Origin of the sequence: Yinghuangia sp. YIM S09857 (assembly GCF_051388915.1) — a bacterium.
GTDB lineage: Bacteria > Actinomycetota > Actinomycetes > Streptomycetales > Streptomycetaceae > Yinghuangia.
In genome coordinates this window covers 598,564-621,971 of sequence record NZ_JBPKBH010000002.1, presented here as the reverse complement: position 1 = coordinate 621,971, position 23,408 = coordinate 598,564, and the positions used below count along the sequence as shown (strand labels likewise).

Here is a 23,408-nt window from a genome sequence, read left to right as displayed (position 1 = left end):
CCCCCCGCCACCGGCGACTCCCGTCACTGGGCCAACAGCCCCCGGCTCTTGAGCAGTTGCACCACGTTGTCCGCCTGCCCGCCGATGATGTCGGCGAGTTGCTGCTGCGCCTTCATCCCGTCGCGGTTCTTCACCGCCTTCATCACCACGCGCAGCCCGCGCATCTGGACCGCCATCACGCCGGGCACCTCGGCGAAGAAGTTGCCCGGCACCAGGTTCGTGGTGAACACCCGTGCCATCGCCGTCATCCGGCGCGACCGGGCCATGGTGAGGAGCGTACGCAGGAACGCGTTGTTCAGGTCGAAGAACTCGTCGACGTCGGTGGCTGCCTGGAGGGCCTGGTGCCGCTCCTCCAGGGCCGCGATGTCCTCGTCGGTGCCGCGCTCGGCGGCGCGGCGTGCGGCGTACCCGTACAGCAGCCCGAGCATGCCGTAGTGGTCGCGGGTGGAGTTCTCGTCCAGCCCGTTGACGAACGCCCCGCGGTGCGGCTCGCTGGTGACCCAGCCCTCGCGGTCGAGGGCGATCACCGCCTCGCGCACCGGGACGCGGCTGACCCGCAGTTCGGCGGCGATCTCGTCCTGCGGCACACGGTCGCCGGTGTGCAGGTGGTTGTCGAAGATGAGCTGCCGGATGTATTCGGCGACCTGGTGCGCGCTGGTGGGGCGGGAGAGGCCGTCCGGCCCCACGGAGCCGCGCCCGGTTCGCGGCCTGCCCGGACGAGTAGTGATCACGACCTCCTGGATGTGCGTTGCGTATCCGGTCGGCGACATCCAACCCTGGAAATCCCGCGCCGGAAAACCCGGCGCCGGAAACCCGCGCCGGAAACCCAACACTCCGGTTCTGTGGACATGCCTCGCTACTTCCTATTGTATACATGAGGTTTTCTCAAACTGTGCGGTCGACTAGGAGTGTGCAGTGCACCTTCGGACCACCAAGAGACTCGGCCTCGTCCTTGCCGCCGTCGCGCTGGCTGTCGCCGCGTGCGGGGGTTCCTCGGACGACTCCGACGCCGCCCCCGGGGACGGCCTGACCTCCGCGAGCCCCCGTGCAGGCGGTTCGCTGACGATCAACATCGTGACCGAATCGCGCGGCCTCGACCCCTTCACCGGGGCGATGTCGAGCGTCACCGACTACTCGCGGCTCAACGCGCTCTACGACGTCCTCGTCTATGCGGACGGCAAGACCGGTGAGATCAAGCCGCAGCTCGCCGAAGCCCTCACCACGCCCGACGGGGGCAGTACCTGGCAGCTCGTCGTCCGGGACGGCGTGAAGTTCTCCGACGGAACGGCACTCGACGCCGCCGCGGTCAAGTTCACCTGGGACCGCATGGCCGACCCGGCCACCCGTTCCCTGTACGCCAGTTCGCTGCGCGGCGTGACGACGGAGGTCGCGGACGCGCGCACCCTGCGCATCACCCTCGCCGCGCCCAACGCGCGGTTCGACCAGATCGTCGCGGCCAACCTCGCGTACGTCGTGTCCCCGACCGCGTACCAGAAGGACCCCAAGGGCTTCTCCCGCCAGCCGGTCGGGGCGGGGCCGTTCGTGCTGAAGTCGTGGCAGCAGGGCGCCCAGCAGACGTACGCCCGCAACCCGGGCTACTGGCAGGCCGGGAAGCCGTACCTCGACGAACTGGTGTTCAAGACGGTGACCGACCAGACGCAGTCGTTCAACAGCGTCGACACCGGCACGTCGGACATGGCGATCACCCTCGACAGCCGCAACGCGGTCATGGCCAAGGGCGCCGGGATGGACGTCACCGAGTTGGCGCTGAACGGGCCCGGCGGGGTCCTGTTCAACATGACCAAGGCACCGCTGGACGACCCGCGGGCGCGCGAGGCGCTCACCCTCGCGATCGACCCGGTCGCGTTCAACAAGATCATGTACGACGGCAAGGTCGTCACGCCCAAGAGTCTGTTCGCGGTCACCTCGACGCAGATCGACCAGGCCGCGGTGCCGGAACCGCGGCAGGACACCGCCAGGGCCGCCGAGCTGGCCAAGCAACTCGCGGACGAGGGCAAGCCGTTGCACGTGACGCTGACGATGCCGCAGAGCACCAACAGCGGCAAGACCGGCGAATACCTGCAACAGCAGTGGAACTTGGTGCCGAACATCGACGTCAAGGTCGACTACGTCGACATCAACGCGATGATGGCGAAGGTGCTGGTCGGCAAGGACTACCAGGCCGCGTACTACAACCTCGCCACCCCGGCGGAACCGGTGCTGTGGAACGCGCTGCACAGCAAGTCGCCCGGCAACTGGCTGAACTACTCGTCGCCCGAGGCGGACGCGGCCCTGGAGGCGAGCCGTACGGCGACCACGCCGGAGCAGCTCAAGGCGGCGTACACCCGCCTGGCCCAGGCCACCGCGCGGGACTTCCTGATGATCCCGCTCCAGGAGTCGATCACGTACGTCTACGCCAAGGCGGGGAAGTTCGGCGGACTGGAACTGACCAGCGGCGGGGGGATCCTGATGGACCGTCTGGGACACAGCGGGGCCTGACGGGGGCAACGGGGCGGTAGGGAGCGGCCGTCACCGCCTACGGCGGGCGGCTGCTGCCGGCGCAGAGGGCGTCGCGTGCGTCGGTGTACGCGGCGCCCTCCGGCGTCTGCGGATGCGGGAGGCGAACGAACGGCGAACCCGGGTGCACCCGTGGTGAACCCGGTGAACTCGCCGAAGCCGGTGAACCCGGTGAACCCGGTCGGCCTGACTGCCGGTTGCCTCGGCCGCGCCGGGCGCGGGCTCAGAGGTCGAATTCGGCGGGGGCGATGCCGAGGGCGAAGCATGCCTCGCGGACCACGGCGCGCTCCTGCGCGTCGAAGTCGCCGTCCGCGCCGCCGATGACGATGCCGATCTGGATGACCGCGCGGGCTTCGTCCGGCTTCTTCTTGGCCTTGCCGATCACCTGCATGACCTGGACCTTGCCGAGCTGGAAGTCCGACTGGAGCTCGTTGGCGTGCGCGTAGAAGCGGCGGTGCAGGTCGTCCTTGTCGAAGTTGCGCAGCACCTCGTTGCTCGCGATGAGCTGCGCGACCTTGGCCGTCTCCGCCTGGTCGACCGAGCCGTCCGCGGCCGCGACCAGCGCGCACATCGCCATGCTGGCGTCGCGGAAGGCGCCGGACTTCAGATCGTTCTTCTTCGCGACGAGCTGGGTCTGCATGTTCTGCGCGGACTGCTTGAACTTGTCCCAGAGGGCCATGTGGGTCTCCCGGTCGGCGGCGGCGTGCATCGTGCTCGGCATGGCATTGCATGGCATGGCATGGCATGGCTCCGGGCGGAGGCCGGCCGAGCGCGTTTAAATCTACAGTGTTGTAGAAGTGTAGGCCACGTCGCTCCGGCCTCGTCGCGGATCCCGGCCGAGGGGGTCGCGGCACTCCCGTAGTTCTACTGATGCGGCTCCGGGGGTGCGCTGCCTAGCGTGATGATCACGCCGCACCGGCCGAAGACCGCATCAACCGGAGGACACCGATGAACGCCGAGCCGAACACCGCCGCACCTGTTGTCTCCGCTGCCGCGACCGCCGTCCCCTCCGCCTCCGACGCCGAGCTGGCCGCGCAACCGGTCGGTTACTGGACGGGGCTGGCGCACCGCGAGGTCATCGCGTACATCCGCAGCCGCCAGGCGGAGCTGGGGGTCACGCAGCCGCAGTTCTGGCTGCTGCGCAATCTGTCGCCGGACGACCTGTCGCCGGACGGCGGGCCGCAGTCGCTGGACGAACTGGCCGACGCGATGAGCACGTACCTGCTGCCCGAGGACGATCTCGGGCCGGAGTCCGCCGCGCTGGTCGCGCGCGGCTGGCTGGCGGAGGAGGCCGATGGGCGGGTGCGGATCGCGCCGGAGGGCGAGGCCGCGCGCCTGCGCGTGAAGGAGATCGGCCCGTCCGTGCGGGCGCACCTCCACGAGGGCATCGACGACGCCGACTACGCGACGACGGTCCGGGTGCTCCAGCGCATGATCGCCAACGCCACGGGCGGCGACGCCGACGCGCGATAGCAGTACGGGGGCGGGCGCGCACTGAGCTCTGGCCACGCGGGCGTCGCCCGCCCGCGCTCCGCGCCTGCGCGCTGTGTGTGCCCGCTCTGTGCCGGCCCGCGCTGTGTGTGCCCGCTCTGTGCCGGCCCGCGCTGTGTGTGCCCGCTCTGTGCCCGCCCGCTCTGCGCGTGCCCGCCCGCTCTGCGCGTGCCCGCTCCGCGCCCGCGCGTGCCCGCTCCGCGCCCGCCTGCTCTGCGTGGTCCTCTTCGGGTCCGCTGGCCCTGCGTCTGCCCGCTCTGCGTCCGCCCGCTGGTTCCGTCCTCCTGGCCGTGTCCCTTCCCCTGTCCCTCCTCCCCGTCCTTCCTCCCCGAGCCCCGTCCCGCGGCGGGGTTTCGGCATTTCTGCAATGCCTCCTTGATGGGTTAACGCAACTGCGTTAACCTCCGATTTATGGAGAGGACCACCGTCGCAGCCACTCGGCTCCAATTGATCGCCGCCGCCGAGCGGCTGTTCGCGGAGCGCGGCATCAACGGGGTGTCGGTGCGGGAGATCGCCGTGGAGGCCGGGCAACGCAACACCAACGCGGTCCGGTACCACTTCGGCGCGAAGGAGGACCTGGTCGACGCGATCTTCGAGCACCGCATGGCGCCGATCAACGCGCGTCGTATGGCCCTCATCGAGAGCCACGACCGCGACGGGCGCGAGTTCGACCCGTACGCCGTCGCCGAGGCGTTCACCCTCCCGATGGCCGAACTGCTGCGCGAGAGCGGCGCGCCGAGCTGGTACCTGCGGTTCTGCGTCCAGGCGACCTACACGGTCAGCCCTGACGCGGCCGTCATCCAGCCGGCCGAACTGGGCGAACGTCCGCACACGCAAGGGCTCCTCGTCCTGTTCCGGCGCGCCGGGCACCTGACGGCCGACGTGCCCGAGCTGCTCCGCGCGCAACGCTGGCACCACTTCTGCTCGTTCGTCGTGCACGCGCTCGCCGACCGCGAGCTCCGCACCGCGGGCGGGCTCGCAAGGCACTTGGAAGGCACGCCCGCCGACGGTCAACCGGGCAGCCGAACAATGCCGTTCGACCTCTTCGTCGCCGATCTCGTCGACTCCGCGACCGCGCTGCTCACCGCACCGGTCCGCGCCGCGACGCGGAGCGCGGCGGCGCGCACCGCCCCACAACGGAGGACCACGTCACCATGACAAACGCCAAGACCCTGCCGCGTCCGGTCTTCGACAACGGCCTGTCCGCCGTCCCGGTCCGCGAGCTGAGCCCTACGGGAACGTACGAACCGACCGCCCCGTACCGGCTGTTCGGCCTCACCCCCTGCACTCCGGTGATCGGCGCCGAGATCTCCGGCGTCGACCTCGCCGCGCCGCTCACCGCCGAACTGCACGCCGAACTCCACCGTGCGCTGCTGGAGTGGAAGGTGCTGTTCTTCCGCGACCAGGAGCTGACCGCCCCTCAGCACCGCGATCTGGCCCGCTGGTGGGGGACGCCCGAGGTGCATCCCTTCCTGCCCAAGGCCGACGTCCCCGAGGTCGTGCGCCTCAGCCGCGGCGCGGACTCCCCGGCGGTCGAGAACGTCTGGCACTCCGACGCGTCGTTCGAGACGACGCCGCCGATGGGCTCGATCCTCCGTGCGGTGCTCGTGCCCGACGTCGGCGGCGACACGCTGTGGACGGACATGGGTGCGGCGTACGACGGCCTCCCGGCCGAGACGCGCGAACGCCTGGACACACTCGACGCGGTCCACGACTTCACCCGCACCTTCGGCTCGCGGCTACCGGCCGACGAACTCGCGCGCCAGCAGCGCAAATACCCGGCAGTCACGCACCCGGTGGTGCGCACGCACCCGGAGACCGGCCGCAAACTCCTCTACGTGAACCGCATCTTCACCAGCCACATCGTCGGGCTGCCGGAGGCGGAGAGCACCGAACTGCTGGCGTACCTGTACGACCAGGCCCGCCACCCCGAGTACCAGGTCCGGCTGCACTGGCGCCCCGGCACCGTCGCGTTCTGGGACAACCGCGCCACGCAGCACTACGCCAGTGCCGACTACTACCCCCACCCGCGCGTCATGGAGCGCGTGACCATCGTCGGGGACCGGCCGATCTGAGTCGCGTCGCGATTCGCGGCCGGGACGTGGTCGCGCCTGCGGCACGCCGCGGGCGCGGCCGGGTCATGATCGTCGGCGGCGCCGCGCTGTGCGACAGTGGGAGCCCCCGGCGAACGGATGTTCTTCGATGCTGCTTGGACTGCGGACCGTCGTATACCCCGCGACCGACCTCGGCGCCGCCACGGCCTGGTACACCCAGGTGTTGGGGTTCGAGCCCTACTTCGCGGAGCCGTACTACGTCGGGTTCGACGTCGGAGGCTACGAACTCGCCTTGCAGCCGGTCGAGTTGCTGGGTGAGCTGCCGGTGACGTACTGGGGTGTCGAGGACGCCGACGCGGCACTGGCGCACCTTCTGGAGCGTGGCGCCGAGCCGCATTCCGCGGTCCGCGAGGTCGGCGGCGGCATCCGCGTGGCGACCGTGCTGGACCCGCAGGGGAGTGTGCTCGGCGTGATGGAGAACCCCCACTTCGCGCCGAGCACGAGGGCGGGGGCGTACCGCACGGCCGACGAAACGAACGCCCCCTGAAGGAAGGCGAATTCGGGACCTGACCGGTGCGGGGGAGGGTGGACGCACCCACCCCTGCGGGGGAGGGGTGGGACGCCCGATTCCACCCCTCCCTCCGGAACCCGGCGGTCAGTCGCTGTGCAGGGCCGTGCGCAGGGCCGTGTCCAGATCCGGCTCCGGGACGGCGGCGGTGTCGATCTCGACCTTGTGGAGGGTGCCCGTCCAGCGGTTCGGGGGGCTGTAGGCGCGGTCCACCGGGAGGCCGTGGTCCTTGCCGACGGACAGCCCGGCCCCACCGTGCTGGAACGCCACGGGCCACGGTCCGCCGAGCGGTGCCGAGGCGATCTCCGTACCGTCGTCCAACAGTGAGAGGGTGCCCGGGGTTTCGGTGCCGGGGCGGTAGCGTACGCCGACCACGCGGCGGCCCGGGGCCAGCGGTGCGTCGGCGGTGACCCGGTCCACCTCGCCCGCCCGCGAACAGGTGAAGCTCAGCCGCCCGTCCGCCGCCCGCAGCACGAACCCGCCGGTGAGGTCGCCGAACGCGCACAGCACGCCCTCCGCGCCCTCGTCCGGAACCTCGACGTCGGCGGTGAGTGTGAAGCCGCCGAACAGCGGCGGCAGCGACTCCTCGTGCACCGGCCCGCCGCCGGGCAGGTAGGTCCCGCGCGGTTGCAGGCCGTACATCGGGAAGATCAGCGCCGCGAGGCGCTCCTGCATCGTGTCGTCGAGCGGCAGCACGTGGTTGCGCTCCGCCTCGTCGAACCACAGGTCTTCCAACTTCTCGACCAGCTCCGGGTGTTCGTCGGCGAGGTCGCGCGCCTCCGCGAAGTCCTCGGCGAGGTTGAACAGCGACCAGCGGTCGGTTGCGAAGTCCCGGCTGCCGAGCAGCAGCCGCTCCTCGTCCAGGACGCCGCGGGACACGTGGTCGGTGGTCGCCTTCCACTCCCCGTGGATGATCGACCGCGAGCCCAGCATCTCGAAGTACTGCGTCTCACGAGGCGATTCGGCGTCAGGGTTGCTGAACGTGCCGATGAGCGAACGGCCGTCGACCTCCTGCTGCGCCACCCCGTCCACGACGTCCGGCATTCCGAGTCCGCAGGCTTCCAGGATCGTCGGCATCAGGTCGACGGCGTGGGTGAGTTGGTTGCGGATCTCGCCGCGGGCGGCGATGCCGTCCGGCCAGTGCACGATCAGCGGGGCGCGGGTGCCGCCCAGCCAGGTGTAGCGCTTCCACAGCCGCAGCGGGGTGTTGCCCGCCCACGCCCAGCCCCACGCGTAGTGCGGGTACGTGTCCGGGCCGCCCCAGTTCTCCAGGTCCGCGATGTTGCGCTCGGTCGAGTCGCCCATGCGGGACGAGAAGCGGTGCTCGTTGACCGTGCCCAGTTGGCCGCCCTCCGCGCTGGCGCCGTTGTCGGACATCAGCATCACGAGGGTGTTGTCGAGGCGTCCGGTCCGCTCCAGGAAGTCGAGCAGGCGGCCGATCTGCGCGTCGGTGTGGGTGAGGAACCCCGCGTACACCTCCTGCATACGGGCGAACATGCGCCGGTCGTCGGCATCGAGGGCGTCCCACTCCTGGATCCACGGCGGCCGCTCGGGGAGTTCGGTGCCCTCCGGCACGATCCCGGCGGCCACCTGGCGGGCGAACGTCTCCTCGCGCCAGCGCTCCCAGCCCCCGTCGAACTTGCCGCGGTACGGCTCGACCCACTCGGGCGCCACGTGGTGCGGCGAGTGCATCGCACCGAACGGCAGGTACATGAAGTACGGCTTGCCCGGGGCCGCTTGCTTCTGGTCGAGGATCATCCGCTGCGCGGTGTCGACCAGGTCCTCGCTCAGGTGGTACCCGTCCTCCGGCCCGGCCGGCGGCTCGGTGTAGTGGTTGTCGCACACCAGCTCCGGCGCCCAGTGGTTCGCGTCCCCCTGGAGGAACCCGTAGAAGCGCTCGAAGCCGTAGCCGAGCGGCCACCGGTCGAACGGCCCCGCCGCGGACCGCTCCCAACGCGGGGTCATATGCCACTTGCCGACCGCGAGTGTCGAGTAACCGGCGTCCTTGAGAACGCGTGGCAGCGGTGCGGCCGACTTCGGCAGACGGCAGTTGTAGCCCGGGTAGGCGAGCGGCATGTCGACCAGGAAGCCCAGGCCCACGGCGTGGTGGTTGCGTCCGGTCAGCAGGCTCGCCCGGGTCGGCGAGCACATTGCGGTGACGTGGAAGCGGTTGTAGCGCAGTCCGCCGGCCGCGAGACGGTCCATGTTCGGCGTCGCGATGTCCGACCCGAACGCGCCGATCTGCGCGAAGCCGAGGTCGTCGAGCACGATGACCAGCACGTCGGGCGCGCCTTCGCGCGGGCGGGGGTCCTGCGGGTAGACGCGGTCCTCGGCGGAGGCGGCGAGCGTACGCCCCCGGCGGTTGCCGTTCGGTGTGGGCGGGGTCGACATGGGCGCACCTTTCCTCGGGCGACGGTTCGGGCAAGTGGCAGGGCAGCGCGGGTGGTTCAGGCGTCCAGGCGCCGTCCGACCGACGACGGGGCGGTGAGGACCGCCAAGACCGCGTCAACGAGACCGGCGGCGTACACCTCGGCGTCGGCGGACGGGCCGTCCGCACCGAGTTGGTGTTCGAGGTCGGCGAGGCCCGCGATGATCAGGCGTCCCGCCAGGCTGTTCCGCTGAGCGGTCCGCGGGTCGGGCGCGGGTCCGAGCGCGTCGATGATCAGGTGCCCGACCTCCACGGCGCTGTTCACCGGCCCGACGTCCGACAACGGCACGACGGCACGCCCCTGGTGGTCGCACATGCGGTTGAGGAACCGCAGGTAGTGGCTACCGGGCTGGGCGGCCTGCTCGGCGAGCGGTACGACCAGCACCTCGACCAGCGCACGCACATCGTCCGTCCGGTCCTCGGCCCGAACCCGGTCCAACAACGCCCGCCTGCGCGCGTCCACGTGCGCGAGCCGGTAGTCGAAGATCGCCTGGATCAACGCCTCTTTGTCGCCGAAGTGATACTGCGCGGCGGCAACATTCCGCTGCCCCGTCGACGCGCTGATGCGCCGCAGGGACACCCCGTCGACCCCGTGCACGGCAAACAGCCGCTCGGCGGCCAGCACCAATTCCGCACGCGTATTCACGCCGACGAAGTTAAATCACGCGAATTAACGAGTCAAGACCGGGCGACCCGGGCCGTCCGAACCCGGGCCCGCAGCCGCGCCCCACCGGCCCGCGCTCGGCCACTTCCGCCGCCTGGGCCCCACCCCACACGCCCCGCTCTCGCCCACCGTCGCGTGGGACGGCGGTCCCGGGCCCCGCCATGTGAGCCTGCCGGTGTGGCGGTGGAAGGCTGAGGTATGCGGGTCGCCCAATCTCGGCCGGGCAGTAGCGGCAGAATGCCTCGCCTGTCAGGGTTTTCGTTGTTCCGGGTCGTGTGGGCGGCCTTCCTCTGATCCTGTACTTCGGCCAAGAGGCACGAGGGATCGGGGCGAAGGCCGTGCAGTCAAGTGGGCCTCGTTGTCACTCAATCGCACGTGCCGACGCTTTGGGCTTCCGCGAACACCCGCGAGCGCTCGTCCCGGAACGCCGATTGTGTCGGGGGTGTCATTTGCTGCATGGTGAGGCAGACGGCATTGCCGCCGTCCTTGTCGGCAACCGTGAAGCGGAACGTGTACAGGATGTTGCCCGCAGTGTCGACCCCGGTTTCCGTGACTGCCGCCGGAGTCAGGTACGGCACAGGCAAGTTCCGCCGTCCTGCCGCCAGGTCCACGGCACGTTCGACTTCCCGCGGGGCGAGCTTCTCGTCGGAGTAGGCAATGGCATCCAGGTCTTGGATGGCATCGGCGGTGATGTGGCGGATGTCCTTCAGGTCCAATGAGTGGGCATCTTCATACTTCTGATGCTTTTCATATATGTCCCGGACGAACCAACCGGCACCCGCACTGATGATCAGAGCGACACCGCCGATGATCACCGGCATCAGTCGCGCATGAGCTGCCATTCCGTGCCTCGCTTCCGTCGCCGCCACCACCCGGTGCGGGTTCCTGTCGTCCGTGATGCACAGAGTGGTGTCGACAGCGAGTCGATGGCATTGCCGACTCCTGGCAGTCTTCACGGCCTTGACACGGCGACACGCCGACGCCCAGGACCATCCCCAACGGCCTGGGTCGGTCCGTCGGTTCAAAGAACAACCCGGGGTCGGCGGTGCGTCGACGGACGGGTGCCCCACCGCGTTTCGGTGGGGCACCCGTCCGTTGCGTTGCGTGGGGGGGTCAGCGGGTCAGGAGGCGGGCGCGGAGGTGGGGGATTGTGTTGGGGGACAGACCCAGGCCGTGGCGGATGTAGCGGTCCACGGAGCGGTATTCGGTGCGCATGGTGTCCAGGGCGGCCTTGATGTACTCGGGGCGCTGCTCCATGAGGGGGCGGACCAGTTCGACGTCGATGCCGCGGGAGCGGAGGAAGGCGTACGTCGCCTCGTTCGACGCGCGGCGGTGCTCGTTCGAGAGCATGTAGTCGGCGACGATCGTGTCGTCGGGGACGTCGAGGGCGGTCAGCAGCAGCGCGCTCATCCACCCGGTGCGGTCCTTGCCCGCCGTGCAGTGGTAGAGCAGCGGGGTCTCGCGCTCGGCGATGCGGCGCAGCGTGTCGCCGAACCCGGCGCGCGACGCATCGGACGTGACGGACGAGCGGTGGCCCTCCATCATGAGCGCGGCGCCCTTGCCGTCGCCCAGGAGTTGCTGGAGGACGGTGGGGTCCCCGGTCGCCAGGGCCTGGATGATGGCCTCGGTCATCGCGTCGCCGGCGGAGTCGAGCACCGGGTTGTTGACGAGCGTTGCACCGGGCGGCAGCCGGTCGGCGCCGTCCTTGGCTATCTCCTTCGGCCCGCGGAAGTCCACGACCGTACGCAGCCCCAGGCGGTGGAGGAGGACGAGGTCGCCGTCGGTGAGCTTGCCGAGCGCGTCACCGCGGTAGACCTGCCCCCAGCGCAGCCGGCGCCCGTGGTACGTGCGATAGCCGCCCAGGTCACGGGTGTTGACGGCACCGGCGAGCGGCACGAGGCGCGTGCGCGGCCGGGTGTCCCCGTGGGCGTACGCCGCAGAGCCGGGCAGCAGCGCGGCCGCGACGGCGCCCCCGACGCCGATCGTGAAGGCGCGGCGGCCGACCACCGCACCGCGCCGGGGCATGCCAGGGTTGTCCGAGCCCATGATTCCTCCGTGTCCTGGGCGACAAGAGGAACTTGGTTTACCAGTTGTGTCCCCAATGGGGAACAGCGCTCGCGGGTGCCTAGCGGACGCGGGCCTTGGTCGCACCGATGAACGTCGCCCAGTCGGTGGCGGCGAAGCCGAGGATTGGGCCGCCGGCGGCCTTCGAGTCGCGGACGCGGGTCGTGGGGGAGGCGGAGGAGGTCGCCACCTCGACGCATTCGCCGCCGCTGGTACCACTGTGGCTGCTCTTCGTCCACGTGATTCGGGCCGGAGTCTGGCTGTCGCCGCTCATAGTTCTCCCGCAAGACGCTCGATCAGACGCGCGGACTCCACCTCGTTCAGAGCCTGCGTGCGCAGCTTCCCACATCGGAGCGCAAGTGTGCTTACGCGCACGGGGTCGGTGACGATCATGCTCTGGTCCTGCGACTCGAAATAGGCCACCCGTCGCCGGTCCGCGGTTTCGAGCATGACCACGGGACCGTTGAGACCCACGTGGTTCCCATACGAGTTCGGCATGATCTGGACGCTCACGTTGGGAAGCGCACCGAGCTTGAGCAGCTGATGCAGCTGTTCCCGCAACACGTCGCGACCGCCGACCGGGCATGTGAGGACGGACTCACCGATGATGAAAGACAGTTCGACGGTCGGCTTGCGGGTGAGGATGGCCTGCCGTGCCAAGCGGGCTTCGATGCGCTGCTCGACTTGATCGTCGTCCAACCCCGGGCAGTTGCAGGCGAGCAGGGCGCGGGCGTAAGCCTCGGTCTGGAGAAGCCCCGGCATCACGTGGTTGCCGTACCAGAAGAAGCTGATGGCGTCGCCCTCGATCTGGGCGAAGTCCTGGAAGAATGCGGGCAGTCGAGCGAGGTCGACGTCCTCCTGCATGGTGTCGAGAACCCCGCGCGCGTCGAGTGCCTGTTCGGCCGCAACGGTGAACTCGTGCTTCGCCGGGCGGCGTCCCTGCTCGATCGAGGCGACCTGCTCGTGCGAGTAACCGACGAGGTCCGCGAGCTGATCCTGCGTGAGGCCCGCATGTTCGCGCAGAAGTTTGAGGACTTTGCCGTACGCCTTCCAGACCCCGGGCCGTTTGTCCTCCGCTCCGCGGTCCCGCTTGGCCGTCGCTCGCACCATTTGCCATCACACCCTTGGCCGAATTCGCATCCCCCGCCGGTCATCCTACGAGCGTGACCGGCCGACTACGGTGCGAATGCGGGATCTTCTGATGTCCTTGCCGCGCGCCGGTGTTCGCGGGGCACGGGCGCGCGGCGGGTGGGACGACCGGGGTCAGCGGCGGCCGGGTGGGCGGCGCCAGATTGCCGGGGCGAAGGGGTCCGCGGGGGGATCGCCCATGTGGTGCCAGAAGCGGTCGACGGCGCCGTCCGGCAGCGGCGGCGTCACGCCGTCCTCCAACTTCTCGCCGCGGGCCGGGAATTCGGCGGCCAGGCCTTCGAGGGCCTGGGCGACGCGGCGGCGTCGGGCGCCGAGTATTTCGGTGATCGCGCCGAGATGCGCCTGCCAGCGCCCGTCGTTGGTGCCGAGGGCCAGCAGCGCCGCGAGTTCGTCGCCGCCGCCCGAGATCTCGACGAGGCGCCGGTGCGAGAGGCCGCCGAGGATGCGGACGAGGGCCTCCGTACGCCGCTCGTCCGCGCGCCAGCGGTTCGCGTTCTCCATGCGCGCCCATGTCGCCTCGGACATCCCGACGGCCTTTCCGGCCGCGGCCTGCGTCAGTCCGACGGACAGGCGGCACGCTTGGAGGGTGGCCGGGGCGGGCCCCATGAGGCGGGTGACGGGCACGGCCAGCGCCTGGGCCAAGCCGATGAGTTCGGGCTCGCTCGGGGCGTGCGTGCCGTCCTCCCACGCGCGTACGTCCTTGGGCATCACGTTGACGCCGTACGACGCGAGGGACGCGGCCACGCGCTCTGGCGTGAGGGCCATGACTTCCCGGGCCGCGCGGGCCGCCGCGGGGTCGAAGGGCGGTGGTGTGTCGAGTTCTTGGGGGTGGGTCACGGCGTACCAGGGTACGACCTGGCCGTCGCGGGGCGAAGCGGAGTGCCGTATCCACGCGGACGGGCGTACCGGGGACGGGAGTTGGCGAGCAGGTCGGTCAGCCGTGATCGTTCCCGTACCGCTCCGCGGTCACGTACGGCGCGCCGATCCCGTAGTGGTCCCCGACGCCGTACCGGCCGTCCGTCCCGTAGCGCCCGTCCGTCCCGTGCCGGTCACCGTCGATCCGCCACCACGTCTCGGTCGGCGTCGGCGACGGTTCGGTGCACTTCCGGAACTTTCCCACCATCCGGCAGTTCTCCGGCAGCTCTGCCGGTTCGACCACCGCGAACAGGATCGCGGTGATGCCCAGCGCCACCACGAGTGCGAGGACGAAGCGCCCGCCCGCCGTGTCGATCACCCGCTGCGGCTGTTCCGTCATCGCACCTCCCGAGTGGCGTACTCCCTCGTTCAGGGGTGATACTCCCGGCGCCCGGCGCCGCGCACATTTCCCGCTTCCGGCAGTCTTCGCGCCCCTTCTCCGGGATCCCGCCCGGCGAAATGGTACAAATGGCACATGTCACGGCGACCGCGTCGGTCCCCGGCCGCGCCGTCCCGGCCGGACCGCCCCAGGGCCGCACCGCGGCGGCCGTGGGGCCCGCTGAGCCTGCGCAGCGTCGCGGGCCAGGTCTTCTGGCTCCAGGTCGTCGTGGTCCTGCTGCTGGTCGTCGCCGCAACGGTGGCTCTCGTGGTCCAGGCCCGGAGCGACGGCTCACGCGACGCCAGGCACCGCACGACGGCGGTCGCCGCCACGTTCGCCCAGGGGCCGGGGGTCGCCGAGGCCATGGAGGGCCCCGACCCGGCCGCAGTCCTGCAACCGCGGATCGTCGCCGCCCGGGACCAGTCCGGCGTGGCGTTCATCGCGGTGCTGAACGTCGCGGGTATCCGTGTCGCGCACACCGATCCGACGCAGATCGGCCTCCCCGTCGAGCGACCGGACCTCTTCGAGCGCCTGGGCGGCCTCCCCGGCAGTGACACCCGGCAGACGTCGGCCGGACGCTCCGTCGTCTCCGCCGCACCCGTCATCAGCGCCGACGGGCGCACCATCGGCGTGGTCGCCGCCGGCATCACCACCGGGCGGGTCGGCGACACCGTGGACCGCCAGATGCCCATGGTCCTCGGCGGGGCCGCCGCCGCACTCGCGCTCACCTCGATCGGCACGGCCCTGGTCAGCCGCCGCCTGCAACGCCAGACGCGCGGCCTCGGGCCGGACGAGATGACGCGCATGTACGAGCACCACGACGCCGTTCTGCACGCGGTCCGCGAAGGCGTCCTCATCGTCGGCGCCGACGGCCGCCTGGTGCTCGCCAACGACGAGGCCCGCCGCCTGCTCGACCTGCCCCCCGACGCGGGCGGCCGTCCGGTCGCCGACCTCGGCCTGGACGCCGGCCTCGCCAACCTCCTCGCCTCCGAACGCCCCGCCACCGACGAAGTGCACCTGGCCGGGCACCGCCTCCTCGCGGTCAACAAGCGCCCCACCGAGCCGTTCGGCGGCCCGCCGGGCTGCGTCGCCACCCTGCGCGACACCACCGAGCTCCGCGCGCTCGCCGGCCGTGCCGAGGTGGCCAGCGAGCGTCTGGAACTCCTCTACGACGCCGGGCTCCGCATCGGCACCACGTTGGACGTCACCCGCACCGCCGAGGAACTGGCCGAAGCCGCCGTCCCCCGGTTCGCCGACTTCGCCACCGTCGAGCTCCTGGAGCCGGTGCTGCGCGGCGAGGAGCCCGGCGGCAACCGGATGTGCCGCGCGGCGGTGCGGGGCGTACGCGACGACCAGCCCCTGCACCCGGTCGGCGCGGTCATCACCGCGGGCCCGAACGCCCCCGTCGCGGCCGCCGTGGCGGGCGGCCGGGCCGTCCTGCACGCCGAGCTCGCCGACGCCGACAACTGGGCCCTCGACCCCGCGCGCGGTCGGCGCATCCTCGACTACGGCATCCACTCGCTGGTCACCGTGCCGCTCCGGGCGCGCGGGATCGTGCTGGGCATGGCGAACTTCTGGCGCCGCGACATGCCGGAGCCCTTCGACGAGGAGGACCGCGCGTTCGCCGAGGAACTGGGCGCCCGCGCGGCCGTGTCCATCGACAACGCCCGGCGCTACACCCGCGAGCACACCCTGTCCGTCACCCTCCAGCGCAGCCTGCTGCCGCACGCGCTGCCCGAGCAGAACGCGCTGGAGGTCGCGTACCGCTACCTGCCCGCGCAGGCCGGGGTCGGCGGCGACTGGTTCGACGTGATCCCGCTGTCCGGCGCCCGCGTCGCGCTCGTCGTCGGCGACGTCGTCGGGCACGGTCTGCACGCGGCCGCGACCATGGGACGCCTGCGCACCGCCGCACACAACTTCTCCGCACTCGACCTGCCGCCGGACGAACTCCTCGGCCGCCTGGACGAACTGGTCACCCGCATCGACCAGGAGCAGTCCGACGAGGGCGACGCCTCGCAGATCACCGGCGCCACCTGCCTGTACGCCGTCTACGACCCCGTCTCCGGCAACGTCACCCTCGCCCGCGCCGGGCACCCGGGACCCGCCGTCATGTGGCCCGACGGCGACGTCGACTTCCCCGACGTACCCGTCTCCCCGCCCCTCGGCCTCGCCGGCAGCCTCCCCTTCGAGACCGCCGAACTGCACCTGCCGGAAGGCTCCCGCCTGGTCCTGTACACCGACGGCCTGGTCGAGCAGCGCGGCCGCGACCTGGACGACGGACTGCGCCGCCTGGGCGAGGCCCTGGCCGCCGGAGGCACCGCCGCCACCCCGGAGGAGACCTGCGCGACGGTCCTCGACGCGCTGCTGCCCGAGCGGCAGAGCGACGACATCGCCCTCCTCGTGGCCCGCACGCGGCTGCTGGCACCGGACCACGTGGCGGCGTGGGACGTACGCCCGCACCCCGAGGCCGTGGCACCGCTGCGCGCCGCCTGCGCCCGGCAGCTGGCCGTGTGGGGGTTGGACGACTTCGCCTACCCGACCGAGCTGATCCTGAGCGAACTGGCCACCAACGCCATCCGCTACGGCTCGCAGCCCATCCGGGTGCGGCTGCTCCACGACCGCTCGCTCACCTGCGAGGTGTCCGACGGCAGCAGCACCTCACCGCACCTTCGCCGCGCCGCCACCACCGACGAGGGCGGCCGCGGGCTGTTCCTGGTCGCGCAGTTCGCCGAACGCTGGGGCACCCGCTACACCTCCCGCGGCAAGGTCATCTGGGCGGAGCAGCCCCTGCACGGCGGCGGTTCCGGCGGCCTCGTCGCCGGAACCCCGGCCGACGAGGAACAGCTCGCCGACGCGATCCTGGAGCAGTGGGACGACGCGGGCTGACCTCGTCCGGCCGCCGCATCAGGCGCAGCGCCGTCGGCACGACCAACACCGCGAAGAGCGCCGCCGAGCCGAGCAGCACGACGCCGGACGCCAGCGGCCCGTCCGACCACGCCTCGGCGGTGAACCGCGCGAGCAGGAACGACGCCCCGGCCGCGGCCCCCGCCGCCGCGGTGACCGCCATGTGCACCTTGAGCACCGGCGCCGCGTCCACCCCCTTCAGCGCGCGCCGGAACCGCGCGGCCGGGTGCCGCAGGCCGATCACCTGTGCCACCGAGTACGCCGCGGCCATCGCCGTCACCGCCCACGCCAACGGCACCAGCAGGTAGGCCGCCACGCACAGCACCGAACCCGCGACCGCCGTCGTGATCGTCGACCGCCGCGGCACCCGCGGGTCCCGCAGCGCGAAGTGCCCCTTCTGGATCAGGTATCCGGCCGAGTACGCGATCAGCCCCGGCGCGAGCGCGCACAGCATCAGGCCCATCGCCCGCGTGTCGGCCGCCGAGGTCGCACCGTGCTGGAACACCACCGCGGTCAACTGCGGGCCGAGCGCCAGGAAGAAGAACGCGCACGGCACGATCGCGAGCGCGTTGAAGCACAGTCCGCGCGCGACGTACGCCCACACCTGCTCGCGGTCGCCCTCGGCCGCCGCCCGGCTGATGCGCGGCATCAGCATCGTGGCGAGCGACACCGTGATGATGCCGTGCGGGACGATCCACAGCAGTTGCGCGTTCGCGTACGCCGTATAGCCGACACCGTGCTCGATCCCCGCCCGGTCGGCCCGCTCCGCGACCGTCGTGGCCAGCCGCGTCGTCAGCCAGTACGCCACCTGCGACACCGCCACCAGCGCGACCGCCCACCCGGCCATCCGCAGCGGCGCGCCGAGCCCGTGGCCGCGCCAGTCGAAGCGCGGGCGCAGCCGGACGCCGGCGGCGCGCAGGTACGGCCACAGCGTCACCGCCTGCACCGCGATGCCGAGGGTCGTGCCGACGCCGAGCAGCCGCAGTTGGTCGGCGCTGACCTCGCCCGCGTCGTTCGCGCCGTGCGCGACCGCGATGTACCCGGCGAACACCGCGATCACCACGACGTTGTTGAGGATCGGCGTCCACGCGCCCGGGCCTGGGCGCCCGCGCGCGTTCAGCACCTCCGAGAGCAGGGCGAACAGGCCGTAGAAGAAGACCTGAGGGAGGCAGTAGCGGGCCAGGGTGACGGTCAGTTCGCGCTGGGGGCCCTCGAAGTGGGCGTAGGCCGACACGATCCACGGCGCCCCGACCACCGTCGCCGCGGTCAGCGCGAGCAGCAGGCAGCATACGGACGTCACGAGCCGGTCGGTGTACGCCGCGCCGCCGTCCCCGTCACGCCGTGCCGCGCGGACCAGTTCCGGTACCAGCACGGAGTTGAGGGCGCCGCCGACGAGCAGGATGTAGAGGATGTTGGGCACCGTGTTGGCGACGTTGTAGCCGTCCGCGAACAACCCGGTGCCGAGCGCCGCCACGATGATCGCGCTGCGCACGAAGCCGGTGAGGCGCGACACGACCGAGCCGGCGGCGAGGTTGGCGCCCCCGCGTACGGCGGACATTCCGGCGGCGGAGGGGGAGAGGTCTTTGCCGGGGGCTGGGGTGGGCGCGGCCGTCGTGGGCCCGGCCGTCGCGGGTGGGGAGGTCGCGGAGTCCGGATGCGGGGACGCTCCGCGCTCCGGCGTACGGCGCCCGGCGGCCCGCGTCGCGGCACGTGGCACGGCCAGCTCCCTTCCGCCACCGCGCGTCGCCCGACAGCACCGGCCGGGCGACGTCCGCCCGGTCCCCACACCCGGATGACTCCCTCACCCTGCGGTCGTGTTGCGCGGAAGCGGGATCCGGGTGTGTGGCCCTGCTCACGCGCCGGGCGGTCGCCGTGGTGAGCGACGGAAAGCCTCCTTCCTCCTCCGCGCGGGTGGGGTCGGCGGTAGGTCCAGTGGGGGTGGGCCGATGCGCCGCCCTCCTGTGCCCGGGTGGGGGCGGCGGCGGTCCACTGGGATCGGGCCGTTCCGCCGTTCCGCTGATCCGGTGTGGGACCGGCAGCCGAGCCGCCCGCGCAACGCATGCGCGGTGCCCGGTGCGGCGGATTGCGGAGATGAGGGTGCGGCGCGATAGGGATGGGGGGACATGTCTCTCCTTTCCCCGGAGGTCTGCCGATGCCCGTCCGTGCCCCGCGCCGGTTCGGAGAACTGCCGTACGCCCACCGGCTGGAGCCGTACGAAGGAGAGGTGGACCGGGACGGGTCGTACGACTCCGCGCACTTCGACGGCGCCGAGTGGGAGGACGTGGACGGCGGCGGCTCCGGCTTCACCGAGTGCGCGTTCACGGCCGCGGCACTGACGCGTGGGCGGTACCGGCGCACGCGGTTCGACGACGTGTGGCTGGAGGGGGTGCGCATCGTCGGCGCGGACCTCGCGGAGAGCAGTTGGCTCGACTGCGAGTTCACGTCCGGGTTGCTCGCCGGGTTGCAGTTGCACGGGTCGCAGCTCCGCCGCGTGGTCTTCCACAACTGCAAGTTCGATTCCGTCAACCTGCGCGCGGCGGCGCTGCGGGACGTGGCGTTCGCCAACTGTCTGCTGCGCGACGTCGACTTCGGCGGCGCCACGCTGACCGGCGTGTCGTTCCCCGGCTCGACGCTGGACGGCGTGAGCCTGGAGAAGGCGACGCTCGCCAAGGTCGACCTGCGCGAGGCGGCCGGCCTGCGGCTCACCGCGGGGCTGGACGCGCTGCGCGGCGCCACCATCAGCAGCCTGCAACTGCTCGAACTGGCCCCCGGATTGGCCGGGGTGCTGGGAATTACCGTGGACGACCGCTAGCGGCGGTACCGCCGTGGTGCTGCCGACGCCGGGCCGCTGCCGCTGGACCGCCGTCGGGGTTCCGGCGGGTGGTTACGGGCGTTCGGTGCCGGGGTCGACCGTCATGTCGGCGGCCGTGTCGGCCCCGGTCGCGGCGTCCGGCGCGCGGTTGGGGCAGCCGGGGGAACGGCTCCGGGCCTGGTCGTGGGGTCGGGGGCCCGGGACCGGGTCGGGGGCGGTCGCGGCGGCCGCGACGACCGAGGCGCCGGGTGCGCGGACGTCCGGTGACCGGCCGCCCGCGATCGCGAGGGCCCGTTCCAGCGGACCCTTGCCGAGGAAGCGTGCCCACAGCCACGCGCCGGCGAGCGCGACGACCGTGTACGCGAGCAGCCGTACCCAGGACCCCGCGCCCGGGGTCATCGGCGACCACCCGGCGAACAGGTGGACCGTGTACACGCTCAGCGACATCGCGCCGACGGCGGCCGGGGCGGCGACGTACCACGGCGCGGGACGCCGGTCGCCGTCCAGGAAGCGCATGCAGGCCAGGCAGCACAGCGCCAGCACCGCGCACGCCACGCCCGTCGCGCCGACGATCTCGAACGGCGTGCCGCTGTGCCCCTGCGCGACGACCAGCCACGTCGGGTCGTTGGGGGGCGTCGACCCGGTGTACCAGCCGAGGTTCTCCAGCACGGAAACGCTGCCCGGCGGGCCGTCGAACATGCGGTCCGTGGCGTTCTGGAGCTGAGTCTTGGCGCCGCCGACCTCGATGATGAGCCGGGAGCAGCCGTACCCGAGCAGCGCGAGCGCGGTGCCGAGGCCGGTCAGCCGCCACAGCACGGGGATGCGGCGCAGGTCGAGGCGTCCCACGACCATGCCGGCGAGCACGAAGGGCATCCATGTGATGACCGGGTACGTCCCCGTCACGAACAGCGTGGCGAACGCTTCGCCCGGATCGGCCAGCGCCGCGAAGTCGGGCACCCGGTAGCCCGGGGTCTGCTGCCCCCAACTGTTGCGCAGGATGAACGACACCATAGGCCCCGCGAAGGCCCAGTACGCCGCGATGATTGCGATCGTGCGCGTCGGCAGGTAGAGCGCCGGCAGGGCGACGAGGAAATAGAGCGCGAAGAACGGCAGGATGACGAGGACGCCCGTCTCCGGGCCCGCCAGCCACAGTCCGAGCAGCAGCAGAAGGAACGATTTCTCGGCGGTGCGCCGCACGACCGCGAGGGAGGTCGCCGTCGCCTCGGAGCCGCGCCACGGCATGCGCAGCCGCTCGCCGTGCACGAGGGTGAGCGAGACGCCGGCGAGGAACGCGAACAGCGCCGCCTCGCGGCCGTCGCCCAGCCACAGGAGCCGGTTCGGCCAACCGTCGTTGCGGTCCGGCCCGATGTGCGCGACGAACATCCAGAAGATCGCCAGGAACCGCGCGATGTCGACACCGGTGATCCGCCCGACGGGCGGCTTCGCCGCGGTGCCGGGCCGGGATGGGCAGGGGCTCGTCCGGTCGGTGATGCGCCACTCACCTCGACTCGTGGTGCCCGGCACGCGGTGCGCGGCCGGGTGGTTCGACCCTGCCGGGAACGGTGGCGCACGGCCGACCCGGGCCGGACGCCCGAACCGGCCGACCGCCGGAGTCCTTGGCCGGGGGTGCGGCCGGGGGACCGTACGTCTGGCCTTGTTTCCCGACTCATATTGTCGCGCGGCGGGGGCGGGGCACCAGGTTTTCCGTCCGACATGCGCGGACGCGTCGCGTTTCGCGCGTCGGTGGCGTCGGTGGCGTCGGGTGCGGTGGGTGCGGCGCTCGGCGTGTGCGTTGACGTTGCAGGCCGTCATTGCTTGACTGCAACAAGAATCCGAGCGAGCGGCCCCGTCCGGTGCGGGGCGGGGAACGGAGGCCCGGTATGCGCGCGGTCGTCGGTATCGAAGGACGCCTGGAGGTCCGGGACATCCCGGAGTTGGCAAAGCCGAGCGGGTCGCAGATCCTCGTCGAGACGCTGGCCTGCGGGATCTGCGGCAGCGACGTGCACCTGATGGACCACACCGAGGCGTACCTCGGCTGCGCCCGCGACTCGGGCTCGACCGCGATGATCTTCGACCCGGCGCGGGGCGTGATGCTCGGGCACTGCTTCGTCTTCCGCGTCCTGGAAGCCGGGCCGGACGCGGTCGGTTTCGCGCCGGGCGATCTCGGGGCGGGGCTCGGCACCGTCACCGGCACGGACGGGCACACCAGCGTCGTCGGATTCTCCGACACCTATCCGGGCGGCTACGCGGAGCGCATGCTGCTGTCCACCCCCGGCCTGATCGCCCGGCTCCCCGAGGGCATGGACCCGCTGCACGCGGTGTTCGTCGAACCGCTGATCGTGGGGGAGATGAGCGTACGCACGGCCGCGATCCCGGACGGCGCACCCGCGGTGGTGCTCGGCACCGGGCAGGTCGGCCTCGGCATCGTCGCCGCCCTGCGGCGGCACGGGCGCGGCCCGGTGATCGCCGCCGAGCCCACCGAACTCCGGCGCGCCGCGGCCCGGGCGGCGGGGGCGGACATCGTGGTGGACGTGCACAACCGCACCTGGCTCGACGGCCTCGCCGAGTCCGGCGCGACCCGGCCGCCGACCGTCTTCGACACCACCGGCATCGCCGGCATGCTGGCCCGACTGTTCACCGAAGTCCCGCGCCACAGCCACATCGTGGAGGTCAGCGGCCAGTACGACCCCGACCCGATTCGCACCGGTCTCGCGGTCAAGAAGAACCTCCGCCTGACCTTCTCTGCCTCCGCCGATCCGGCGGCCCTGCGCACCGTCCTCGCCGCACTGGCCGCTCGCGAGGTGGACGTCGAGCCGTGGATCACCCGCCGTATCACCCTGGACGAAGTCCCCACCGCCTTCGACGACTTGCGCGCCCCCGACAAGACGATCGGTATCGTGGTGGAACCCCACAAGGCATGACCCCGGAGCCGGAACCCGTCGCGCCGGCGATCCGCGAAGCCGCCCCAGATGACCTGCTCCGCATCCTGGCCGTCCACGCACGCGGCACGCCGGGCGGCCAACCCCCGTCCGCCGCGTCCGAGTTGCAGCAGCGGACCTGGGACCGCATGTTGCGCTGCGACGAACTGACGGTCTATTTGGCGGACTTGGGCGGCGCCGAACCGGTGGGCACGGCAACCGTGTTGGTGATGCCCAATGTGACGTACGACTGCGCCCCCAGCGCGTTCATCGAGGCGGTGGTCGTCGCGGAGGAGTACCGGCGGCGCGGCATCGCGACTGCCATCCTGCGGCGCGTGCTGGAGGACCTGCGCGCGGCCGGGTGCCACAAGGTCCAACTCCTCTCCCACAAGCGTCACATGGACGACGGGGCGCACGCGCTCTACACCTCGCTCGGCTTCACCGCGGAGGCGGAGGGGTTCCGGCGGTACCTGCGGCGTTCGGGCTGACACGGGGCGTGCCAGGCGTGGTGGGCGTGCGTCGGCCCGGCCGGGATGGTCCCGGCC

The 23,408-nt window shown here is 71.7% G+C and carries 21 protein-coding genes; 9 read left to right on the top strand and 12 right to left on the bottom strand.

Translation table 11 applies throughout. The features are described from left to right. Positions 1-23 precede the first annotated feature (23 nt). Positions 24-731 (bottom strand): GntR family transcriptional regulator, encoded by a 708-nt coding sequence (locus ACRX5S_RS05970; RefSeq protein WP_436771693.1) that lies wholly within the window; start codon positions 729-731, stop codon positions 24-26. Positions 732-915: 184 nt separating this feature from the next. Here ACRX5S_RS05970 and ACRX5S_RS05965 point away from each other — a divergent pair, with 184 nt between their 5' ends. Next, a complete protein-coding gene (locus ACRX5S_RS05965; RefSeq protein ID WP_436771692.1) occupies positions 916-2,499 on the top strand; it encodes an ABC transporter substrate-binding protein in 1,584 nt (527 codons plus the stop codon). A 241-nt stretch (positions 2,500-2,740) separates the two neighbouring features. Here the strand turns inward: ACRX5S_RS05965 and ACRX5S_RS05960 are convergent, their stop codons facing one another. Beyond that, positions 2,741-3,196 (bottom strand): tellurite resistance TerB family protein, encoded by a 456-nt coding sequence (locus tag ACRX5S_RS05960; RefSeq protein WP_436771717.1) that lies wholly within the window; start codon positions 3,194-3,196, stop codon positions 2,741-2,743. 269 nt (positions 3,197-3,465) lie between these two features. Here ACRX5S_RS05960 and ACRX5S_RS05955 point away from each other — a divergent pair, with 269 nt between their 5' ends. From ACRX5S_RS05955 to ACRX5S_RS05940, 4 genes are all read left to right on the top strand, one after another. After that, positions 3,466-3,990, top strand: coding sequence for a MarR family winged helix-turn-helix transcriptional regulator (locus ACRX5S_RS05955; protein WP_436771691.1), 525 nt, complete (start codon positions 3,466-3,468; stop codon positions 3,988-3,990). A 429-nt stretch (positions 3,991-4,419) separates the two neighbouring features. Continuing rightward, positions 4,420-5,166, top strand: coding sequence for a TetR/AcrR family transcriptional regulator (locus ACRX5S_RS05950; protein ID WP_436771690.1), 747 nt, complete (start codon positions 4,420-4,422; stop codon positions 5,164-5,166). Then, complete coding sequence (locus ACRX5S_RS05945) at positions 5,163-6,083, top strand: TauD/TfdA dioxygenase family protein (protein ID WP_436771689.1); 921 nt, start codon at positions 5,163-5,165, stop codon at positions 6,081-6,083. The genes ACRX5S_RS05950 and ACRX5S_RS05945 overlap by 4 nt, the downstream gene beginning before the upstream one ends. A gap of 127 nt (positions 6,084-6,210) precedes the next feature. After that, complete coding sequence (locus ACRX5S_RS05940) at positions 6,211-6,609, top strand: VOC family protein (protein ID WP_436771688.1); 399 nt, start codon at positions 6,211-6,213, stop codon at positions 6,607-6,609. A gap of 108 nt (positions 6,610-6,717) precedes the next feature. On the opposite strand, the gene ACRX5S_RS05935 is transcribed toward ACRX5S_RS05940, so the two are convergent. From ACRX5S_RS05935 to ACRX5S_RS05900, 8 genes are all read right to left on the bottom strand, one after another. Then, a complete protein-coding gene (locus ACRX5S_RS05935) occupies positions 6,718-9,021 on the bottom strand; it encodes an arylsulfatase (protein WP_436771687.1) in 2,304 nt (767 codons plus the stop codon). A 56-nt stretch (positions 9,022-9,077) separates the two neighbouring features. Continuing rightward, on the bottom strand, positions 9,078-9,704 hold the full coding sequence (locus ACRX5S_RS05930) for a TetR/AcrR family transcriptional regulator (protein WP_436771686.1): 627 nt from the start codon (positions 9,702-9,704) through the stop codon (positions 9,078-9,080). 383 nt (positions 9,705-10,087) lie between these two features. Further along, complete coding sequence (locus ACRX5S_RS05925) at positions 10,088-10,543, bottom strand: hypothetical protein (RefSeq protein WP_436771685.1); 456 nt, start codon at positions 10,541-10,543, stop codon at positions 10,088-10,090. A gap of 292 nt (positions 10,544-10,835) precedes the next feature. Beyond that, complete coding sequence (locus tag ACRX5S_RS05920; protein WP_436771684.1) at positions 10,836-11,768, bottom strand: tyrosine-protein phosphatase; 933 nt, start codon at positions 11,766-11,768, stop codon at positions 10,836-10,838. Positions 11,769-11,847: 79 nt separating this feature from the next. After that, positions 11,848-12,060, bottom strand: coding sequence for a DUF397 domain-containing protein (locus ACRX5S_RS05915; protein ID WP_436771683.1), 213 nt, complete (start codon positions 12,058-12,060; stop codon positions 11,848-11,850). Beyond that, the gene (locus ACRX5S_RS05910; protein ID WP_436771682.1) at positions 12,057-12,896 is read right to left on the bottom strand and encodes a helix-turn-helix domain-containing protein; all 840 of its coding nucleotides are present in this window, start codon (positions 12,894-12,896) and stop codon (positions 12,057-12,059) included. Before ACRX5S_RS05910 ends, ACRX5S_RS05915 begins: the two co-directional genes overlap by 4 nt. A gap of 153 nt (positions 12,897-13,049) precedes the next feature. Continuing rightward, positions 13,050-13,772, bottom strand: a complete 723-nt coding sequence (locus ACRX5S_RS05905) for a helix-turn-helix domain-containing protein (RefSeq protein WP_436771681.1) — start codon at positions 13,770-13,772, stop codon at positions 13,050-13,052. A 97-nt stretch (positions 13,773-13,869) separates the two neighbouring features. Next, positions 13,870-14,190 (bottom strand): hypothetical protein, encoded by a 321-nt coding sequence (locus tag ACRX5S_RS05900; protein WP_436771680.1) that lies wholly within the window; start codon positions 14,188-14,190, stop codon positions 13,870-13,872. Between the two features lie 135 nt (positions 14,191-14,325). On the opposite strand from ACRX5S_RS05900, the gene ACRX5S_RS05895 reads away from it, so the two are divergent. After that, a complete protein-coding gene (locus ACRX5S_RS05895) occupies positions 14,326-17,115 on the top strand; it encodes a SpoIIE family protein phosphatase (RefSeq protein ID WP_436771679.1) in 2,790 nt (929 codons plus the stop codon). On the opposite strand, the gene murJ is transcribed toward ACRX5S_RS05895, so the two are convergent. Then, positions 16,997-18,850 carry a murein biosynthesis integral membrane protein MurJ gene (murJ, locus tag ACRX5S_RS05890; RefSeq protein ID WP_436771678.1) on the bottom strand — a complete coding sequence of 618 codons (1,854 nt, stop codon included), beginning with the start codon at positions 18,848-18,850 and terminating at the stop codon, positions 16,997-16,999. The genes ACRX5S_RS05895 and murJ overlap by 119 nt on opposite strands. 435 nt (positions 18,851-19,285) lie before the next feature. Between murJ and ACRX5S_RS05885 the strand changes: the two genes are divergently transcribed. Continuing rightward, positions 19,286-19,945: a pentapeptide repeat-containing protein gene (locus ACRX5S_RS05885; RefSeq protein ID WP_436771677.1), complete on the top strand. Its 660-nt coding sequence runs from the start codon at positions 19,286-19,288 to the stop codon at positions 19,943-19,945. Between the two features lie 72 nt (positions 19,946-20,017). On the opposite strand, the gene ACRX5S_RS05880 is transcribed toward ACRX5S_RS05885, so the two are convergent. Next, complete coding sequence (locus ACRX5S_RS05880; RefSeq protein WP_436771676.1) at positions 20,018-21,469, bottom strand: heparan-alpha-glucosaminide N-acetyltransferase domain-containing protein; 1,452 nt, start codon at positions 21,467-21,469, stop codon at positions 20,018-20,020. Positions 21,470-21,825: 356 nt separating this feature from the next. On the opposite strand from ACRX5S_RS05880, the gene ACRX5S_RS05875 reads away from it, so the two are divergent. Beyond that, positions 21,826-22,866, top strand: coding sequence for a zinc-binding dehydrogenase (locus ACRX5S_RS05875; protein WP_436771675.1), 1,041 nt, complete (start codon positions 21,826-21,828; stop codon positions 22,864-22,866). Next, on the top strand, positions 22,863-23,351 hold the full coding sequence (locus tag ACRX5S_RS05870; RefSeq protein WP_436771674.1) for an N-acetyltransferase family protein: 489 nt from the start codon (positions 22,863-22,865) through the stop codon (positions 23,349-23,351). Before ACRX5S_RS05875 ends, ACRX5S_RS05870 begins: the two co-directional genes overlap by 4 nt. Positions 23,352-23,408 lie beyond the last annotated feature (57 nt).